Genomic DNA, 20,840 nt, shown 5'->3' with positions numbered 1-20,840 from the left:
TCTCGATATCGCAATTTAGAAAGAGAAGCTTTAACTAATCATTGCTTCTCTGAAACCAAAGCAAATTTGATAGAGCCAAACCGATGATTTCACTGTTATCACAAAACTCAGAATATCCTCTGCATCTTCTCGGGTGGAAAGCCTTTCAAGATATCTCGCTCGTGATCGCTGAGGAATGTCTAAAACGACCCGTTCAAAGTTTTTTGGATACAAATGATGGTGGACGCGATGGTGCGTTTGTCGGAGCGTGGAGCGAGGATGACGACAATGCTGGAGAGTCCACTATTCAGTGTAAATTCACGTCTAAGCCTGATCTTAATTTAACACTCTCTATGCTGTCTGGCGAAATTGAGAAAGTTCGTAAACTAGCCAGCGAGGGATTAGTCAAAGACTACATCATCTTGACCAATCACAAGATTACGGGAGTCAGCGAGTTAAAGATAAAGATAGCTTTTAAAAAAGCTGGAGCAGGTAATTGTCGTGTATTTGATCATGGTTGGATAGTCAAAAAAATCAAGACCACTCCGAATTTGCGAATGATGGCGCCTCGCCTTTATGGTCTAGGGGACCTTAGTGAATTGCTTGATGCCAGAGCATACGATCAAGCAAGATTAATATTGAGTGCAATGGGAAATGATCTTGAGAAATTGGTGATTACGGATGCCCACAAAAAGAGTGTCAAAGCTATAACTTCATATAATTTTGTCCTGTTGTTAGGCGCACCAGCGGCTGGAAAGTCGACCATCGGTGCTAGCTTAGCAATTGGTGCATCAGATATTTGGAAATCTGCAACTATCAGGGCAACCTCACCAGAGGATGTGAAACGGCATTTAAGTTCCGCAGCAAATCAATTTTTTTGGATCGATGATGCATGGGGCAATACTCAATACCAAAAAGATAGGACTGAAGCGTGGAATCAAATATTTCCATTGATGCAGGCGGCTATGCACGCAGGGTCAAAGTTCCTAATAACTTCGAGAGACTATATTTGGAACTCTGCGCAGAAAGATTTAAAATTACATGCTCTTCCTGCGCTCACACAAAGTCAGGTGATCATCAATGTTGAAGAGCTTTCAGAGCAAGAAAAAGCTCAAATACTTTACAATCATCTTAAGCTTGGAGACCAAGATAAGAAATTCATTTCTAAAGTTAAACCATATTTACCCGAAGTGTGTGGTAAAAAAAGTTTTCTTCCAGAGTCAGCACGAAGGCTTGGGTCTCATTTTTTCACTAAAGAGCTTTATGTTTCGCAGGAAAGCGTCAGTGGTTTTTTTGAAAATCCCCAGCAGTTTCTAAGAGATACGATTTTTAATTTAGCTGCTGATTGCAAGGCTGCGATTGGTCTCATATTTCTGAATGAGGGAGAAGTTGAGTCACCTGTTACGCCGTGTAAGCTTAAGGGGGCAGCAGATGCATTCGGTGTTCCCGCAGCAGACGTTAGAGACCAATTAGATGCACTGAACGGAAGTCTACTTGTGTTGATGGAACGAGATACAGGATCATTTTGGACATATAAGCACCCCACAATTAGTGATGCCTTCTCAAGTTATGTTGCGAGCACTCCAGAGTTAATTGATATCTATTTAAAAGGTGCAAGTACAGATTCAATCCTAAAAGAAGTTGTATGTGCAGGTTGTAAGCTCGGTGGGGTATCGGTGGTGATACCTGATTCACGGCATAATTTATTATTTGATCGCCTTTCAAGCATTCCTGAAAGCAGGCTTTGTACATTTCTTTCGTATAGGTCAAATCAAAAGTTTTCGAAAAAGGTTATTGACGCTCGACCGTCAATATTAGAAAGGTTTAACTGGTTTTATGCGCCATTGAGGGATGACCGCGACGTTACGCTATTCTGTGCCTTGAATGAGCAAGGGTTAATTGACGAACAAAGGAGAGTAATATTTGTTGAGAGCGCAAGAATAGCTGCAACGACTGAGGCTGATTCGAGTGTTATCGACGACTACACGATATCTGACTTGCTGACCGAGGAAGAGTTAGAAGGAATATTGCTTGAAGTCCAAGAAAAGGTATTTGGTAACGTCCCTTACTATCTAGACCAATTTAAGGATAGTTGGGATTCTGACTATGACCCAGAAAATCACTTTGAACCTATTGCTGACGACCTCAAAAATTTTGCTGAAAGAATTTATCCTGAAGATCAATTGGCAGGAGTTATGCAGGCCGTAGCTAAGGAGATTGACAATTATGTTGCTGACTTATACGAGCAATACGAGACTCCAGAACATGACTCAGCACCAGAAATCTCGACACGACATGAACCAACGGAGTTAGAGAAGCTGTTCGTAGATGTAGACGACTAAAGTATGGTTGATCTAGTCTGTTACAACGGTCGTATACATTGCAGTTCTGAAGTATCGTAAGACCATGAAAACAATGACTTACAACGGTATGGTGGCTATTCCACCCATAGCCACCATCTTTTCTTATTAAAATCAATATATTGCAGACTGAAAATAGAGAGTTGGTCGTGCTAACTTAGTCTTGATTGATGGTTGTAGGGCGCAGGGCCTGATGTCGAGCTAGTCGCTCAAGTTATGGAAACCTTGTTAGCTATTTGTTGTGGGTTAAGGTGCTTCAGAGAATCACCCCTTTTGATTTTCACGCTTGAATTTGAAGGTTGCTCTCGCGTCTTGCGTTTGGCTTTCTACGCAAATGGCCTTTAGTTTCATTCTGATAGGCCCTATCATATGTGTGTAACTCGGAGTTCTATTCGATTATTTATAGATTATGAACAATATCCAGAAGGAGAGCATTTCAAGAACCCTTGAAGCGTTTGCTTACATAGCGAAACGCGCTCCAACTCATAAGCGAAATATGTATAACGTCTTGAAGGTATTTTACCTTGCTGACAAGTTACATATGGAACGCTATGGGCGCTTTATTTTTGATGATACATACTCGGCTATGCAGCGTGGCCCTGTGCCATCGGCAGCTTATGACCTTATCAAAGCCATTAAAGCAGGAAGTGAGCTTCCGCTCTCTATTGAGTCCCCTGTAAGGTTCGTGGAGGAGCATGTTCTTCGTGCTGAGCGAGAAGCAGACGAGGATTTGTTTAGCGGGTCTGATCTGCTTTGTTTAGATGAAGTGATTGCTCTAAGTGAAACAGAGGACTTAGGTGAGTTAAGTCATGATTCCGCATGGGAGGCCACTCAGCGCAATCAACTAATTCCAGTCGAAGCGATTCTATCTACGCTTCAAAATAGTGATGCTCTTATTAATCTGAATCAGAATAGGTATAACTAGAGCATCTGTTTGTTACGGAGTGTTTCTGGCAAGGAAAGCTGTATGCAAGTTGGTCACAATCCGTTGTCCACTTTAGCAGTAAACAACTTGAGAGTTGGGTCGGTGATATATAAGTTTTGTGATTTCACTACCCCACCCAAGCATAAGTTCATGGTTGTCGCGTCAATGGAGCCTAGACTATTGGTATTGATGATTAATTCAGAAATCAATCAATATTTTTATATGAACAATACTGATCAGTTTCACGTTGAGATAGATGCAGAGAGTCATGCGTTTCTAACACACGACTCATACGCGAATTGTGTCGCGGCCCACCGTGCCTTTGATTGTACTGACCTTAAGCAAGAAATTGCGCAGAACTATCGTAATGTCTTTAAGGGTTGGCTGACCGATGACTGCTTAGTCGCCGTTTATCAAGCGGTGAAAGGGAATATAGAGATAAGAAGGGGACATCAAAGAGAAATAATGGCTTCGATAGAGCAGCGCTTACCTCACTTGCATTCTGCTTTTTAGTAGGCGTGTTGAGGGGGCGACGACGTTAGTCGCCCTCTAAAACCTTAATGAATTAGGCACTTAACCTTCATCGAGTCAATTTTAAGTTATTCCCTTTATCTGACCACTCTGTGACCACCCCTTCAACAAAAACAACCGTACTCACTCCATACCTCCAAACGATTTCGTTGGTATGATTGTGTACTGTTGAAGGGTTCCCTTGAATCGACTGTATCTGCTTCATCTTCATGCCAATGGTGATGCATTTATACTCAGCATATGACTCTTGTGGGGCACTTAATTCAGCAGTCTTCTGTCTTGATTCTATATTTTCATACACCCTATAAAGCTCATTATTAAACTCTAGATTCTCGGCTTCAATTTGAGCCCTTTTCGTAATAGGGGCGCTCAATTCAGCAGTCTTCTGTCTTGATTCTATATTTTCATACACCCTATAAAGCTCATTATTAAACTCTAGATTCTCGGCTTCAATTTGAGCTTTTTTCGTAATAGAAGATTCAACTTTCTTCCCTTCCCGCAATTGGTTTTGGTCTAAATTTATATTCCATATGACTATTCCCACAATAGAGGCTGTACCTAAAACCATAGCTCGCCGCGGAAAACTATTCTTCGGTGATACATTTCGAAGATGGTCAAGATCACTTCTATCTGGAATCGGTTTAGGTCGCAGGCCATCAAGTCTAACTTTAGTCAATACCGCTAAGACGAACCCTAAACAAAACAAAAGGGGTGAGGAACTATATACACCGAATGCAATAAGGCCTATCGAACCAAATACCCCACAGGTTTGACAGAATCCTCGATGTAATTGTTCTTGTTTGAGTTTGTCGGTTACCCACTTCTGCCGTCGACCTTCTTCCTCAACCAAGCGAAGCCGATCTCTAGCTTCTGCTCGAGCACGTCTTGTGAACTTTTCCTTGTCCTCAATGGCTTTAGCTGCCGCTCCAAGCTCTCTATCTAGAACTTCAAACGCGTGTTTTACGCTGCACTTAAAGAACTCTTTATCATGGTGTACGGAGTTAAGCGCTCGGTGTGCTTTTTTTTTATCTTGACGTGGATTATCAGATTTGAATGCATGATCTACCTTGTACTGCGAAGGGACTCCAGCCCAACTACTATTCTCGTCGGTCCGTTGATGAGCTACGCGCGTTGTATACCCAATTTTCACTAAGTTAGGGATATCTGGGTTTGACATTATGTATATGTAGCCACCTTTGTTTGATGTAGATTTCATGAACGAATATTGCCAAGCCTGTTGGATTATATATAGAGTAAAACACTACTGAACTTCTCGCAAATTATGCAATTGAGTTAAACCCGTAAAGTCCGTGTTTCAGAAGCGATCTACACTATAAGTATTTGTTGACCGTTCAGTTTATAAACCCCTGTATGTCAAAGCTTACAAATAACCCTATCACACCAAAATCTGATTTTAATGTTGAAAGATCCCTGTGACTGTTATGGGTACAGCCTGTGCGAAAACGAAAAGATGAACTCGTGAACTGAGCTTTAAGCCTCAAAAATATTATAGAAAACCTCTGCAGCAACAGCCAAACCAATCAATTACAGAGCTTTTTAGCCCTCTCCGCACAACAATTTCTCACATACTCTTGGCGAATTTAAAATTTGAATTTTCACGCAGTCTGACTGGATAAGACTCATTGCGCGGAGGCGCAACAGGTAATATCGATACTTTTAGGTATACTCAAAAAGAACCAAGCGATTGGCATTGCGTTATTTCCAAATAGTATACGGGTCTCATATACTCGTGCTGGAACATTTCAGTCTGAGGAATCAATATCTCGTGATCTATCAATCAGATATGAACTCTTGAGAAGAGGTCTTTCGAGAACCTCTTAGGATTCAAATATGTACGGTTGTTATAAATGCAAGGAATTTGGGCTCGAGTTTAATCGATGCTATAAACCTGAGGAGTTCATTGAGGCGAAGACTAATAGCCGTATTTGGGTAATTGGCCTAAGTCCTGCTGTTGAAAAAGGAAGAACTATTTCATCTAAGAAATGCTACTAAGTTTTGGGGAAAGGTCAGGAGTTATTGATTGATTATCAGTGTTGAGAGTTCTACTAAACAGTATCAAGGGTAAGTCAGGGAACTTTGCTTCAGACCTATCAGCTCTAAAGTAATTTAGCCGGTTTTTCAAGTCGAGTTTTATTTAGGAGCTGGCTTACTTGTAGCTTAGTCAATGGGTGTGCTTTCATCAATTTTTCGATGCCATTACGATCAAAAATATAGATTGGCTCAAACATCTTTGCATAACCCCTAACTTTTCGGGCAATCAACTGGTTTGAAATCACAACCTTTTCTAGCTCTATTTCTAAATATTGACTATAAACTTTAGATCCAGTTTCAACTTCTATAATGGCATCCTTAGAAGCCAATTTCCTGCGCTTCGGGTTATTGGAGTGTTTGCTTTGTACTGCATAGTTGGCCTTAATGGATCGAATTATGCTGTCGATGCCATCATCACCACCTGTCGTGGTTAGTTCGACACTACCGTCGAAATGCTTGGCTAATAGCAAGGCTGAAAACGCTTCAAACCACTCGTAAGAGGCGCTATCCACATCGTCCATTGTAATGCTTGGAGAGTTATTAGCCTCCTCGTTACCACCTACTAAGCCAAAGCAGTCAAACTCTGATTCCGAGAACTGTTCTGGGACAACCACTGCATCGCTCCAGCTCGTTTTGTTGGCTAGTAGGTCATTAAGATTTTGTTCGTAACTTTTTACTAGGCGGTTTGAGTGATGCGTCACAGGCAAGTAGACATTAACGTTTTTTATCTGTCCAATTCGGTAGACACGATCCGTCGCTTGCGCCTCTTTTGCGGGATTCCAATGGCGCTCCAAATGAATAACGTTATTGGCTCCTACGATAGTTAGGCCAACTCCTGCAGCAATTGGTGACAGCAACATTATACCGAACCCGGGGGTCGCCTCGAACTGTTCAATTAGACTAGTTCGAGTCTCAGCGGTGGGGTTCTTCGCTGTTGCTTTAACATCGCCATTTATGATCGGAATATTCAGATTATAAATCTTGCCTAATGCAGCTTTTAGGAAGACTTGAAGATCCTTATTTACCAAGAAAATTAGCACCTTTTCGTCTCGAAGTTTGATTTGATCTAATAATTCTGTCATTTTTTGAAGCTTACTAGACTCTGCAATAATATTTTGAGCATCACTCATAGACGTAGGAAGCTTTTTCAGACCGGTATCATCCGCTAGTCTTGGATGAAGTGATGCGTTCCTTAACGCGTGCAGTGCCGTCAATACTTTTCCTTTTCGCGTATCCTCAGGATTTAACACATACTTTATGATTTGATCGTAAACTATCTCTTGATAGCCCGACATCGTCGAGTCAAGTATCTCTGAATATATCTCAGGCCCTGTTGTTTCTTTTGTGCCAACAAAGACTGTTTTACTAGGGAGTCCATTCAAATTATCCTGTTTAGTTCTTCTGCACATTAACGCGCCAACTTGCTTGCGAAGGGCTTCGCCGCACTCGACTTTTATTCTACTTCTAGACTCATCATTAGCCACCGATACCGGTTTCATATACTTACTATTGAAATCACGATATGAGCTTAAGTATCCCGGTCTTGCAGTATCCATTAGACACCAAAAATCGTTTAGCCCGTTCTCGACAGGAGTGCCAGTTGCCAGCAATTTAAAGTTTGCTTTCAGCCCTTTTGCTGCGATGGTTGCTAGCGTGTTAGGGTTCTTTATTCTTTGAGCTTCGTCAAAAATAACGATGGACCAATCAACTTTTGCTAGCGAAAATTGATAGCCTGCTAGGGTCTCATAAGTGGTGATTACTAGGCGTTTGGGCATATCTAAACGGGAATTTAAGTATTCGCCACCTACCTTTAGAGCGTATTTAATAGAGGCTTCATTGGCTCCTCTATTAAGGTTTATCTCATTCCCACCGTGGTTATTGCTACGATATTTTCGCAAATCTGCATCTGCTTGCAGAATAACTATGTCTCTAAATGGTCCATTTTCAGTACCAAAAAATTTGGCGACCTCAGCCTTCCAGTTTTGCATCAAGGTCAATGGCGCAACTATCAACATCGGTTTGTGGCTCTTATTGGCTTTATTGCATAATTCCATGTATTCGGATAAGGCTGCGAGTGACATGAAGGTTTTACCTAAGCCCATATCATCAGCTAGCAGCGCGCCAAGTTTTCCCATGTCGTTAGACTCAATATTCATAGATTGTTGAGCTAAACCAACGATCCACCGAATGCCTTCCTCCTGGTAGTCATAGGGTTTATATCGGTACTTTGTCCAATCAATGTCAGCCTTGCACGCTACTTCATTAATCGTTTTGCCAGAGAAGTATTCTTGAGCATCACGTGCATAGGTAATGCCATCGATGTTTTCATGTATCGCCAGCGCCTTTTTGCTGGGTTGTTCCCCTGTCTCTGATCCTGAGTCTGACTCAGTGTCACTATCCGAGCTAGTTTCGTGATCTTGAGGAGCATTTCTCTGAATTTTCTCCGAGGCTATTATCGCCTCCTCAAGAGGGGCTTCCCCAAACCAGTCTCTTTCAGAGTCTTCAAATTCAGTGAACTTGACAGGAATGTAGTCGGTCAGCCCTAAGACTCTTGATGAGAACCCTTCATCCAAATTAATTAGGGTGGAGTCGATAAAAGCAGAAGGGTTTTGAAGAAACTTTTTTAAATTATCTTTTGTGATTACTTTAGGCCGTGAGCCTTTACCTAGTAGCTCTCGTGTGGCCGCCATGATCCTTTCATCGAGAATCAGTCTTTTATGGCCAACCCTAAGAGAACCAACTCTCTCACCGTGAGAGAGTTGCGCAAGTCGGTTTACTAGATCGCTTTGATGGATGTCATTACCGTAATCGGGTAATAATAAGTAGCTACCATCACCCTGTGGATCCAAACTCACTTTTACTTCGGTGGGTAACACAACGTCGATATTATCAAATTGATCTAACTTGATTGACATCGACTCCGATTCCATTAATTCGTCGCTGCTCTCTGGGTTTTCAGACTCGGTTTCATCAATTTTTTTTGCTCGCTGCAGCGCATGTATTAACTGGAGATTCCTTAATTCGGTCGGTGTTGTTGAATCACTCTTATGTTTTGAATAAGCATCGAATGCTAGGTATTCTCCAGACGTCATTAGATATTCTGCATCACCGATTATTTCAATTAGTGCGCCTCTGATCTTATAACCGTGTTGGTGATGCACCTCTTCTCCATTAGGGAGATGAGGTATAATTGTTAGCCTGAATTCGGCCTGATCTAGCTGAGATACTGTTTCAATTTTAAAGTAGCCAGGAAAACGAGAGGGTAATTCAAATAGCCGCCGTAGGTCTTTGTTAAATTGAACCACCATCTCATTAGGGACTTTGAAGCCATTTGGAATTGGTTCCGCTAAACCCCGTTCAGCAAGCATCTCTAAATGAATGTATTGAAATGTAGCGAGTTCTGATCCGTTGGTTAATTTTAAAAGATCCAGAGCAGCTTTGTTTTCAACTAAAAAATACGCTGCATCTGCTTCAAAGTCGACAGTGAACGAATCATTTTTAGATGGTTCAGATATGAAAATGGAATTGATTATCTCTTTTACCGTCACTGCCAGATTCCTCGTAAACGTGACCGTTTACCGTATTTTCGGATAAACCATTGCATTTTCTCACGCGGTACAATATCGGCTTCTGTTACATCGATATTCGCTTTTCTCAACTCTTCTAAAAGGTCGTTGACCCAGCTTAAATTTACTGCGTGAGTTTTTTCTATATACCCCAGCTTCGTAGCAAATTCCTTTATCCACATAGTTTTAAATCCTTGCCCTCTGAAATCAGAAAGGTCCACTGCCGACTTAGAAAAGTCCATAATCGGCAACTTGGATGGGACTTGATCCATTACCTTAAGCTTAAAGCTGTGTGTTCCCTCAATAATATGCTTTGAACCAATTTTTAGATAAATCATGGAGGTTTTCGCGTCGTTGACTTTTTTATAGTTCGGCAAACGGTCTAAGTCTTTCATCCTTTTTAGGTGGAGCTCTGCCTGTCGACTCAGAAATAATCTCGATTCATCGATCACGCCTAACTTATCTAACCCTTCTATTACGGTTTTTCTATCGGCATACATGCGTCGCATGTCTTCATCCGTTGCACTTTGCTCTAAAATATCCAAAAACAATTTTAGATCAACTTTTGACATCCAACCGCGAACCTTAGCAACTAAATTCTGGTCGAGATGAGCCCACCATCGCTGATAGCTTTCAGATGTCTTTAGCACTCTCGGGTCGCTTGCAATAGATAAGATCGTATCAAGCCAAAACTCTGAAATACCTGATGCACTTGATCGCTCGATTAATATTTCTAAGGCCGCATGACCAACTCTTTTATGTTCGTCGATAGATAATTTACTGACGGATTCACTACACACTTCTTCTAATACTCTGTGTGGCTCTCCCAGAGGTATGGTCTGCAGCTTTTCTAGATAGTACAAACTTGAACAGAGTTGAGTGAACTCGCCAGAAATTACGTGTCTCAGTCCCATTTCTTTGAAAACAGCGGTCAACTCAATATCCTGGTCGATAGCTCGTTGAACGATCATCTTGGGCGCGTCACTATTGAAAAGCACAGATGACTGCGCCTTAAATTTTGAAAGCTGCGTAACGTTCTGGCTCTCGTTCAAGATCTTTAAGCTCTCAGCAATAAAAACGCTTAAATGGAGTATGTTCCCTTGCTGTCGTATTGAATCGTACTTTTCGAAATAGACACTTATCAAATTTAATAATGTGATTTTACTTATTGTGTCTTCATCTAGTTTAAGAGACTGAATGAGGTTCGTGTCGAGTTGTATATTTGTGAGTGACTCAGCCTCTCTAATGATGTCCAAAATGGCCTTGGCATGAAAAAAGCTGACAATTTTAATGTGTAGATGGTTATCAAGCCCGTGGGCTATATGCCGTTCTAATTCGCTCCTCGCTGCTTTGTATCTGTCTGAACCTTGTCCAGCTGATTGGGCGAGAGCGACTAGTTTTTTTTCATTTTTCTTAAGCTTATCAAAGGCAAAACTCGACCATGTTTCTTCGATGACATTACTACCTTTCCAGAGTGACGTAGGCAATGGCATTAGCGATTAACCTTTGCTGAATTCATTGAGAATGTTTCTGATATCTTCGCTCTTTGGGCGTTTAACGGTAATCCTCAAGTCTATTCGTCGATTCTGTCTAAGCTGCTCATTTGTCTGTTGTATTTTTTGTGTGGGGCGTGTTTCTCCATACCCGCTCACAGAAAATAGAGGAGCATTGCTGTGGTTCATTAATGAGCTTAGCTTGCTATTGTTATCTAGCGATTCCTCCCAAAACAACCAGACTGAAGCCGCACGAAAAGTAGACAAGCCCCAGTTACCCATATTTCGATTGCTTGGTCGAATATCGGTGTGACCTTCTACAAAGATAGTATCAAGATATCCCCATCTGTTTTCTTTTCGAATTGCTTGAGAAAGCACCGAACCTATTGCTCGAACCCTGTTTCTTAGTTCAACATTGTCGGGGATTTCAAACCTATTGGTTTTAAACGTAAGGGTGCTCTCAGGAATACGTAAAACGGTATCATTATCACCAATTTCAACCACAATATTGGCTTTTGCTAATTCCTCTCTGACTTCACGCAAAATATCTGCACGCACGCTCTCAGCCTTTACGAGTTCTTGGAGGCTTTGACTTACTCGAATCTTAGTGGCCATTAATTCTAAGATGAGAGCTAACGCGGCTAATATGAATAAGACTAATAGGCCCGCCATAATGTCTGAAAATGACACCCAGTAAGGGTTCTCTTCTTCATTTTCCGTACTTTTTCTGTATGTTCTGACGGCCAAACTGGTGCTCCTTCAGTTATCGTTGATTATCTTAATTATCGTCGGTTATCTTAGTTTTTAGATTTGGTGACTCTATCCATTTGATCTACAACACCTTGTAAAGCATTCATTGCAGACAGCATATTGTCGGTAAAGGTCTCTGTTTGCGTATTCCACTCAGACATTCGCTTTTCAACCGATGCTGACGTCGACGCTGCATATTCATTAAGTAACTCAGCCATCTTTTCTTCGATCTCCTTAACGTGATCGATGAGTGATTCTTGATAATCTTTGATCGACTCTCGCACATGATCGAACCCTTGCTTGGCGTCGACTACGGTTTCTCCTAATGCGCTCGAAGTGTCTGAAAGTGATAAAGAGGTGCGTTCGAAAGCTGGTGGTAAACTAGCTAAAAGAGTCGAAACCTCTTTTGAGTTTTCAACAACCTCAAGGGCAAGCGTTGTAGCGTTTTTGATATCTCGGCCCAGATGGCTACTAGCATCCTTTAGTGCTCCACTTGTGTCAGAAAAATCACCGGATACTTCACGCATTTTTTCAATTGTGACTCTCATTTCAAGGGCGGCCGCTTCATGCGCTTTTATTAAATCATTAAACGACTCTCTAACTATTAGGAGTTGCTCCACCGCCACCTGTTGATTTTGGTTCACTTGGGTGATTGCGTCCGTTGTTCCTTGCAATCGAGCTTGTTCTCTGGCCTCTGCAAGTTGCATCATATTGGAGATTTTTTCGGACATTTTTTGCATGTTCGAAGCGATTGAGTCGGAGGCGGAGTTGAAGCCCTGAGTCGCCTCTAATGTGGTGCTAACTTGATGGTTGCCAGCTTCAATAATTGCAGACTTCACCTCTGCTGCTGTGTCCGTTAATGCGCTTGCGCTGCTGCCTATTGCAGATGTTTGTGAAGCACTTAGTCTGGCAATGTCGGTTGACATCGCTGTGACTGTATTTTTGAGATCACGTGTTACGGTTTCAATCGACGATGACAGGGCGATTGAGCTTTCTTGCATGAGATGTTGTTGAGCTTGACCAGCATTGCCGACTTTCTCAAGAAATTTCTCAAGCAGCGCTTCAAGTACTTTTTCAGATGACTCTCTGGCGCCGTTAGTCAACTGTTCCATTACTGGTGCAACACCAGACAGCCCCTCGACAATTGCGTTGCTCATTGAGTCGGTTGCTTCAGACATCACTTCTTGCATGCGGTCGCCTATCTGCTCGGCAAGTGTTTTTAACGCAATATGAGAGCTAGTCAACGTTCTGTCTATACTCGCTAAGCTCTCTTCAGAAGTAACTCTTGGGTATAAGAAATCTATTTTATTCCTTAGTTTTAGTATTTGTCTACGAACAACTGACTCACAAGGTTTCTCAATTACGCTAAAAAGTAGGCTAGCGCCGACCCCCCAAATTGATGTGAAAAATGCGGAGCTTGCTCCAGCGATCATTACATTAATGCCGCCACGGAGTTCTTCTGCATTGCCTCCGCCAACATTGATTCCCTTTAAGCCAAACCATAGACCAGCAAAAGTCCCCAATACTCCAATTCCAGTTAGTAAGCCTGGGGTTGCTTTGACAAAGCGGCTATTTATAAATACTGGCGCAATGTTCTCCATATTGAAGAAATGCACGGCGTCAATAGTGTTGCCCAAGCGGTTTTTTTCTTCTCCGGTTAATACAAGAGATTCATCAAACTCATTCCAAAGTGATCTATATTTTTCACCCAGATTACGCTTTATTGTTTGCCTTGTTTGGACGAGATTCCGCTCATCGAGGTCTTTAATGGCATTTAGATATTGGTTTGTTGCTGTCCAACCGCTGAATGTTCCACTAATAACTTTTAAGATAGCCACCAAAAATAAGATGATGATCAGAAATTCACACCATGCTGTAATAGAATCTGCGCTGCTTAAAAAATCAGCCCTCAACCCACTTAGAAGGCTCAATGTAAAATCAATAAACCAGTTCAAATGATATTCCCCTACCCGAGCGATTTAGTTTTTATACAATCACAATATGCAGCACATTATGGCCTTCTCTTTTCAGGAGCGTCAATTTTTGAGGACATGTTTTCACAATGATTAACTCCCTGTTAGACTTTTGGGGCGTTGGTTTTTGCTTTCATATTACAGCTAATCAAACTAAACCCATGCCTAATCCACGCTTCTAAGCTATGGTGCTTTTATTGTTATATGTTGCTTTTATTTTATTTAGTTGCGCAACACTCCAAGGTTAAGTACTAAACAAAAAAATAAATCTTTATGTTAATCCAATCAGCAGGTTGCTTGTCAAGCCCTCTAATATGGTTCTATTAAGAACTGTCTACACCATAGTGTTTTTTTACGTGCTCTAGCCCTGGATTTAAAACAAGGTTTTAATTACCTATCGTCATGGGTAAACTCTAAAGCGTTGTCAGGAATACCAAGTCCGAAATTAGATTACTAATTCGGCGCTAAAGCTGTGCAACAGTAGTAATATCTAGCAATACGCAAGCTAAAAGCGAGTTGCTTAAAACAATAAAAAAGGAAGGTTAGGGATGAGCGTAGGTTCAAATAATTTAGCGGCCGCCATATGGTCATTGGCCGATTTGCTGCGTGGCGATTTCAAGCAAAGTCAATACGGGCGTATTATTTTGCCCTTTGCACTGCTACGCCGCTTGGAATGCGTGCTTGAGGCAAGTAAAGAAAATGTACTTGCCGAATATCAGAATGTTCAAAAGATGCAGGTGTCAGAAGAAGCGCAAGAAAAACTAATTCTGCGCGCCACAGATAACCTATCATTTTTTAATACCTCAAAAATGGATTTGAGCAAGTTGGGCGAGGCCGGCATTAAAGATAATTTGGAGTCTTACATTCAAGGCTTTTCAAAAGATGCTCGCCAGATTTTTGAATACTTTAAATTTGCCGAATTTATTGGCGAGTTAAGCGATGCCAATTTGCTTTATAAAGTGGTCCAGAAAGTTCGCACAATGGACCTTAGCCTTAAGGCTGTATCTAACCATGATATGGGCTTGGTGTTTGAAGAGCTGATTCGGCGTTTTGCAGAGAGTTCGAATGAAACTGCCGGTGAGCACTTTACCCCGCGCGACATTGTTCGCTTAACCACTGCTTTAGTCTTTTTGGAAGACGACGACGCGCTTACCAAGCCAGGCATTATTCGTACTATCTATGATCCCACGGCGGGTACTGGCGGCTTTCTATCATCGGGTATGGAATATGTGCATGAGTTAAATCCACAAGCGGTGATGCGGGCCTTTGGTCAAGAGCTTAATCCAGAAAGTTACGCTATCTGTAAGGCCGATATGCTGATTAAAGGCCAAGACGTTAGCAACATTAAGCTTGGTAATACACTGTCTAATGATCAGCTCTACGCAGACAAATTCGACTACATGCTATCCAACCCACCGTTTGGCGTGGATTGGAAAAAAATTGAAGAAACCATCAAAGACGAAAACAAGTTAAAAGGATTTGAAGGCCGCTTTGGCCCAGGCTTACCTCGCGTATCAGATGGTTCGCTACTATTCCTATTACACTTAATTAGTAAATTACGTGATGAATCCGAGGGCGGTGGCCGAATCGGCATTATCCTTAACGGCTCACCGTTATTCACGGGCGGAGCCGGTTCAGGTGAGTCTGAGATCCGTCGCTATATTCTCGAGGCGGACCTATTAGAAACCATCGTCGCGTTACCCACTGACATGTTTTACAACACTGGCATTGCGACCTACATTTGGGTGTTGTCCAATAAAAAATCCAACGAGCGCAAAGGCAAAGTGCAATTGATTAACGGTGTTAATCTGTATGCCAAAATGCGTAAGTCGCTCGGCTCCAAACGCAAAGAGATAGACGCCGACGATGTGGCCATTATTACCCGCGCCTTTGGTGGGTTTGAGGCAATCGATGCACGCGAGTTAGATAAACCCGCTGAGCAAAAAAGTAACCGTGGTCGTCAATCAGCTAACCCCAAAGAGGAAACAGCCAAAACCTTTGCCAGCAAAATATTTGCTAACCATGAATTTGGTTACCGCCGCATTACTATTGAGCGCCCCTTACGCGAAAGTTATAAGTTTAACGATGAGCGTATAGCCGCATTACGCTTTGCGCCCAAGCCACTTAACGCGCCAATGCAATGGATTTATGAAACCTATGGTGCCGATTGGTCAGACGACCCAAGCTGCCAATACTATGGCATGCTCGCCGAGCATGCCGTGGATATTCGCATACATCTGAAAGCCAATTTCAGCGAGCTGAAAGAAGCCAAAATAAAAGACCTACTAAACAGTGAAATTTGGCTGGCTCAAAAACACGTTTTACTTAAAGCCAAGCAATTGCAGCAGCAAATCGGCACCGAACAGTTTAACGATATGAATGGCTACGAGGCCAGTCTAAAAACCGCCTGCAAAGCGCAGGAGATCAACCTAGATGCTAAGGAGAAAAAACAAATTACCGCTGCGGTTAGTTGGAAGAATCCTGAAGCCAAAAAAGTTATTAAAAAAATCCATAAAAGTACCGCAGCTAATCCGCTGTATGGCCTGTTCGATGTGGGTGATCAAACAATCGAATACAAACCCGATTCCGACCTGCGTGATTATGAAAATGTGGCGCTTGACCCATCGCAGTCAGTGAATAATTTAAATGAGGCTTACTTTAAAAAAGAGGTGCAACCGCATGTGCCAGATGCTTGGATTGATGCCAGTAAAACCGACGAGCAAGATCAAGAAGTCGGCATTGTTGGCTATGAAATCCCATTTAACCGGCATTTTTATCAGTATCAGCCGCCTAGGGATTTAGCGGAGATTGATGCCGATTTGGATGCGGTGAGCAGCGAAATTATGAATCTGCTGCAACAGGTGCATTCGTAATGGCGGGGAAATATCAGGGGTATCCTGAGTATAAGAATATAGGCTCAAAATGGGTGCCTGAAATTCCAGTGCATTGGGAGCCAATTTTATTTAAGCGAATTGTGAATGAAATAAAAGATGGTACGCATGGAACTCATGTCAGGGTTAATGATGGTTTGCCATTTTTAAGCGCCAAAAATGTATTACACAAAGGCATTGAAATCACTGAGTCTGAAAGCATGATTTCAGAAAAAGATCATCAAGAAATTACAGGGAATGGTTTTCCTAGGAAGGGGGATTTATTAATAACTTGTGTCGGAACAATCGGCCGCACTTGTGTTTACGAGTTTGACGTGCCTTATGCATTCCAGCGGAGCGTTGCATTTCTTCGATTGTCAAAACTGGCAGATCCAAAGTTCTATAAGTATTTTGTTGAGTCGAAGACTTATCAATCTCAATTGGAAGCACAATCTAAAGCGAGTGCGCAAAGTGGGGTATATATGGGCGATCTTGTTAGCACCTCAACAGTTCTGGCACCAATTGACGAACAGCAAAAAATCGCCAACTTCCTCGACCACGAAACCGCCAAAATCGACACCCTGATCGAAAAGCAAAAACGGCTGATCAAACTGCTAAAAGAAAAACGCCTTGCGTTAGTTGATATAGCATCAAAGGGCGCTGAGCTCGTCAGATTGGAGAATTGCTCTGACCTTATTGCCAGGGAAGTCGTTTGCATTGATGATGAATTTTATACGCCGATAGGGCTATACAATAAAGGTAGAGGGCTTTTCCACAAAGATCCAACTTTAGGAAAAGAGCTTGGGGACTCGGATTTTTTTTACATTGAAGATAATGATCTGATTTTTAGTGGGCAGTTTGCCTGGGAAGGTGCTGTTGCGCTAACTGATGAGAAGGATAGAGGATGTATCGCATCACATCGTTACCCTGTAATCAAAGGAAACGATGGCATTTTGGATACCGCATACCTTTGGGCATTTTTCACTTCTCAGAAAGGGGCGTTTCTGATGAATGAATGCTCGAGAGGGGCAGCGGGCAGAAACAGACCTCTCAATATAAGCTACCTGATGAAAGAAAAAATTCCGGTGCCTTCAATGATACAACAATTGGCAATTTCGCGATTAGTGTGGAGTGAAAGGAAGATTGAGGAAAGAATAAAAAAAGTGATTTCTACGCTAAATGAAAAACGCACTTCCTTAATTTCAGCTGTAGTCACTGGAAAAATAGACGTCCGAAACTGGCAAGCCCCAGAGTAGATAAATTAAGAATTTATTCATCTAACAAAAGAGGAAAAGTAATGGAAGCAAGAAATAGACCACTAAAGGATTGGTTTTCTGAAATCAGGAATGGATACTTAGCGTTGCCGCGCTTTCAAAGGCATGAAGCTTGGTCACATAAACAAGTCGGCGCATTGCTAGATACAGTGTTGAACCAATTACCGGCAGGAGCTGTTTTAACGTTAGACGTAGGAGACAAGAAACCGTTTATATCGCGTGCTGTTGTGGGAGCGCCTGACTTACATGACAAAGAGACCGCGTATTTGTTAGACGGGCAACAACGTTTAACGGCGCTATGGCGAAGCCTGCATGATGGCTATGAAAATAGGAATTTTTTCGTCAAAGTGAGTGATGACGGCTCGTTCAGCACTGAATCTGTAGGACGTTGGTTGCATAAATCAAACAAGGTTTATCCTTTGTGGGCGGATGAAGCAAAAGAGCAATGGAGTCGCAATCTAATCCCTTTAACGTTGCTGTGCCCTAATCTTGAAAATGGGACAAAAGTTAACGATTGGGCTAAATCAGCCGGCAGCAACTCTGACGAAGTTCTAGAATTGGTCAGCTTAGTTGGAACACTCAAAGAATTGATCTCTAGCTTTAATATTCCTTTTTTATCTCTGAAGAAAGAGACAAGTAAAGACGTAGCGTTAGATGTTTTTATAAAAATGAATACATCGTCTTCTCCACTAACAGCCTACGACATTGTGGTAGCTCAAGTTGAAGCGGGTACTGGGCAATCTTTGCATGATTTAGTGGATGAGGTTAAAGAGGCCGCACCATTTGCTGAAAACTATCTTCATCCTGCTGACTGGGCTTTAGCGGTCGGGGCTTTGTTACAAGATAAGACAACGACTAAATCTGTTTATCTAGAACCGGATTTCAGCGCTGCCTTAATCAAAAACTGGGAAGACGTTAAACGCGGCATTCGCAGAGCGACCGAGTTTTTGAGGGAGCAACATATTTATGATAATCAGCGGCTCGCAACAGATGTGGTTCTCTACCCGTTGGCGGCACTATGGTCTAAGGTTAGTGACGGCGGAGACTCGGAGGGAGAAGCCCGAGTAATATTAAAGAAATATTTGTGGCGTGCGTTTTTTACTGAGAGGTATGAAAAAACATCGGCCACAAGAGCCTTAGTTGACTTTAAAGATCTTTCAAACTTACTAAAAGGTGAGAGCGTAAAAAGTCCTATCATTTTCGATAGCACACTATTCCCTCTACCTGAACAAGAGGAACTAAAAACTGCAGGTTGGCCTAAACGACGCGATCGCCTACCTAGGGCGATGCTAGCGTTGAGTCTCAATAGTGGTGCGTTTGATTTTGCTGATGGGAGCCAACTATCGTCTGAGAACATTGGTAAGCGAGAGTATCACCACTTATTTCCTGATGCGTGGCTAACAAGTAGAGGAGTTGAGTCTAACGAAATTTACCTCGCTCTAAATTGTGCGCTTGTTACATGGAAAACCAACCGCACGATGGCAGCGAAGGCACCTTCGGTTTATATGGAGGAAAGAATGAAAGTAGGCTCTGATGAAATAATGAGAAGGCTCAACGCTCACTACATTCCCATGAAAGAATTAATGTTAGACGACTACGAAACTTTTTTGGATGCGAGAGCTACTGAAATGCATAAAGCAATTTTAAAAGTTTGCGAGTAAATGATGATTCGCGCCAGAAATTATCCGGCCAAAGAACTGGCCATAAACTGGGTTTGAGCTGTTGTTGTTTTGATCTAACTACAATAATATCAATGCTTTAAATTAAATAATAACTGGCCAATAAACTGGCCATATAGATAAGTGCCAGTGCTATGAGCTTAATCCACACGATCAGCAGGGCTTAATGTCTGACTCAATTTTAAATTTAACACCTTTTGTGCCTAGCGATATTGCATTGCAGGCATCGTCGCTGCCTGATCAGGCAACACAGCTAAACCGATTGTCGGCTCAGCTAACTGGGCGTTTAGCCAAACCGGCTCAAGCCACACTTGAGCGTTATATGAGGGTAATTAATTCCTATTATTCTAATTTGATTGAGGGCAATGCCACACGACCGCATGAGATTAGAGCGGCACATAGTGGTCAATACAGTAGCGATCCAGCAAAACGCGATCTACAAAAGGAGTCTGTTGCGCATATGGCGGTACAACAGTGGTTACAAAATCAATCGCCGGATTTAACTGAGGTATTTAGCCCAAGCTTTATTAAACAAGTGCATGCGCGGTTTTACCAGCAATTGCCCGAAAGCTTATGGGATGTAAAAGACCAACAAGGCCAAGTTCTAGGTAGAGTCGTTCCTGGAGAATGGCGTAGCCAACCGGTAATTGTGGGTAGGCATGTGCCGCCTAAGGCTAATGATATTTCGGCTTTAATTAGTTCGTTTAGTGACACCTATGGCTCAGGTCGATTTAAAGGCGACCAACGATTAATTGCGATTATGGCTGCACATCATCGCTTTGCTTGGATTCATCCATTTCTAGATGGTAATGGCCGAGTAGGTCGACTAATAACCGACGCAGCACTAAAAGCGGCAGGGCTTGAAAGTTATGGCGTGTGGTGCCTAAGCCGAGGGTTGGCAAAGAGAACTGGTGACTATAAACAGTTACTGGCGTCGGCTGATATAACAAGGCAGGGCGATTTGGATGGGCGCGGCCAGTTAACTGAAAAAGGCTTGCTTATATTTTGCGATTATATGATGGCCACCGCCATTGATCAGATCGACTATATTAATAGCTTGCTTGATTTGTCTGAGCTGCGAAAACGAATAGACGCATATGTTAGCGCTCGGAATGATCATCGTGTGCCGGGTATTCAAGGCGAGCTTAAACCGATTGCAAGCTTGATATTGCATACGGCTTTTATGTATGGCGAGTTAGAGCGATCTCATGCGTTAGAGCTCTGTGGAATGCCTGATCGCTCAGCTAGAAGACTATTAAGCCAATTAAAAAGCGATGGTTTATTAAGTGATACTAGCAATCGATCATCACTGCGCTGGGAAATACCTGAACATGCAGAGCCATGGTATTTTCCAAACTTAGCGCCACAGGTTTAAAAATTAAAATGGA

At 42.2% G+C, this 20,840-nt stretch carries 12 protein-coding genes; 7 read left to right on the top strand and 5 right to left on the bottom strand.

From position 1 onward, the window contains the following. Positions 1-83: 83 nt before the first annotated feature. The 3 genes from DFR28_RS01855 (at position 84) to DFR28_RS01845 (ending at position 3,777) form a co-directional block, all read left to right on the top strand. Entirely contained in the window at positions 84-2,321 is a 2,238-nt protein-coding gene (locus tag DFR28_RS01855) for an nSTAND3 domain-containing NTPase (protein ID WP_113952600.1), read from the top strand. Between the two features lie 427 nt (positions 2,322-2,748). Then, positions 2,749-3,264 carry a Panacea domain-containing protein gene (locus tag DFR28_RS01850; RefSeq protein WP_113952599.1) on the top strand — a complete coding sequence of 172 codons (516 nt, stop codon included), beginning with the start codon at positions 2,749-2,751 and terminating at the stop codon, positions 3,262-3,264. Positions 3,265-3,414: 150 nt separating this feature from the next. Further along, positions 3,415-3,777: a hypothetical protein gene (locus DFR28_RS01845; RefSeq protein ID WP_147250902.1), complete on the top strand. Its 363-nt coding sequence runs from the start codon at positions 3,415-3,417 to the stop codon at positions 3,775-3,777. Positions 3,778-3,844: 67 nt separating this feature from the next. Here DFR28_RS01845 and DFR28_RS01840 read toward each other — a convergent pair whose 3' ends face one another. The 5 genes from DFR28_RS01840 to zorA all read right to left on the bottom strand — a co-directional run bounded on the left by DFR28_RS01840 (position 3,845) and on the right by zorA (position 13,611). Further along, positions 3,845-5,011: a GIY-YIG nuclease family protein gene (locus DFR28_RS01840; protein ID WP_113952597.1), complete on the bottom strand. Its 1,167-nt coding sequence runs from the start codon at positions 5,009-5,011 to the stop codon at positions 3,845-3,847. A 901-nt stretch (positions 5,012-5,912) separates the two neighbouring features. Beyond that, a complete protein-coding gene (locus tag DFR28_RS01835; RefSeq protein WP_113952596.1) occupies positions 5,913-9,395 on the bottom strand; it encodes an SNF2-related protein in 3,483 nt (1,160 codons plus the stop codon). Further along, positions 9,392-10,906, bottom strand: a complete 1,515-nt coding sequence (locus tag DFR28_RS01830; protein ID WP_113952595.1) for an EH signature domain-containing protein — start codon at positions 10,904-10,906, stop codon at positions 9,392-9,394. The genes DFR28_RS01835 and DFR28_RS01830 overlap by 4 nt, the downstream gene beginning before the upstream one ends. A 6-nt stretch (positions 10,907-10,912) precedes the next feature. Next, complete coding sequence (locus DFR28_RS01825) at positions 10,913-11,653, bottom strand: OmpA/MotB family protein (protein ID WP_211316811.1); 741 nt, start codon at positions 11,651-11,653, stop codon at positions 10,913-10,915. 50 nt (positions 11,654-11,703) lie between these two features. After that, entirely contained in the window at positions 11,704-13,611 is a 1,908-nt protein-coding gene (zorA, locus tag DFR28_RS01820) for an anti-phage ZorAB system protein ZorA (protein ID WP_113952593.1), read from the bottom strand. Between the two features lie 566 nt (positions 13,612-14,177). On the opposite strand from zorA, the gene DFR28_RS01815 reads away from it, so the two are divergent. The 4 genes from DFR28_RS01815 to DFR28_RS01800 all read left to right on the top strand — a co-directional run bounded on the left by DFR28_RS01815 (position 14,178) and on the right by DFR28_RS01800 (position 20,827). Beyond that, positions 14,178-16,502 (top strand): type I restriction-modification system subunit M, encoded by a 2,325-nt coding sequence (locus tag DFR28_RS01815; RefSeq protein WP_113952592.1) that lies wholly within the window; start codon positions 14,178-14,180, stop codon positions 16,500-16,502. Then, positions 16,502-17,755, top strand: coding sequence for a restriction endonuclease subunit S (locus DFR28_RS19620; RefSeq protein ID WP_170131941.1), 1,254 nt, complete (start codon positions 16,502-16,504; stop codon positions 17,753-17,755). Before DFR28_RS01815 ends, DFR28_RS19620 begins: the two co-directional genes overlap by 1 nt. A 41-nt stretch (positions 17,756-17,796) precedes the next feature. Continuing rightward, positions 17,797-19,434, top strand: a complete 1,638-nt coding sequence (locus DFR28_RS01805) for a DUF262 domain-containing protein (RefSeq protein WP_113952591.1) — start codon at positions 17,797-17,799, stop codon at positions 19,432-19,434. Positions 19,435-19,618: 184 nt separating this feature from the next. Continuing rightward, positions 19,619-20,827 (top strand): Fic family protein, encoded by a 1,209-nt coding sequence (locus DFR28_RS01800; RefSeq protein WP_113952590.1) that lies wholly within the window; start codon positions 19,619-19,621, stop codon positions 20,825-20,827. Positions 20,828-20,840 lie beyond the last annotated feature (13 nt).

This window comes from Arenicella xantha, assembly GCF_003315245.1.
In the GTDB taxonomy this organism is placed as follows: Bacteria; Pseudomonadota; Gammaproteobacteria; order Arenicellales; family Arenicellaceae; genus Arenicella; species Arenicella xantha.
This window is presented reverse-complemented; position numbering and strand designations above follow the sequence as displayed.

Bases quoted from the DNA above. Each gene is read 5' to 3' on its own strand.
- DFR28_RS01855 (WP_113952600.1), top strand. From the start codon at position 84: ATGATTTCACTGTTATCACAAAACTCAGAATATCCTCTGCATCTTCTC.
- DFR28_RS01850 (WP_113952599.1), top strand. From the start codon at position 2,749: ATGAACAATATCCAGAAGGAGAGCATTTCAAGAACCCTTGAAGCGTTT.
- DFR28_RS01845 (WP_147250902.1), top strand. From the start codon at position 3,415: ATGGTTGTCGCGTCAATGGAGCCTAGACTATTGGTATTGATGATTAAT.
- DFR28_RS01840 (WP_113952597.1), bottom strand. From the start codon at position 5,011: ATGAAATCTACATCAAACAAAGGTGGCTACATATACATAATGTCAAAC.
- DFR28_RS01830 (WP_113952595.1), bottom strand. From the start codon at position 10,906: ATGCCATTGCCTACGTCACTCTGGAAAGGTAGTAATGTCATCGAAGAA.
- DFR28_RS01815 (WP_113952592.1), top strand. From the start codon at position 14,178: ATGAGCGTAGGTTCAAATAATTTAGCGGCCGCCATATGGTCATTGGCC.
- DFR28_RS19620 (WP_170131941.1), top strand. From the start codon at position 16,502: ATGGCGGGGAAATATCAGGGGTATCCTGAGTATAAGAATATAGGCTCA.
- DFR28_RS01805 (WP_113952591.1), top strand. From the start codon at position 17,797: ATGGAAGCAAGAAATAGACCACTAAAGGATTGGTTTTCTGAAATCAGG.
- DFR28_RS01800 (WP_113952590.1), top strand. From the start codon at position 19,619: ATGTCTGACTCAATTTTAAATTTAACACCTTTTGTGCCTAGCGATATT.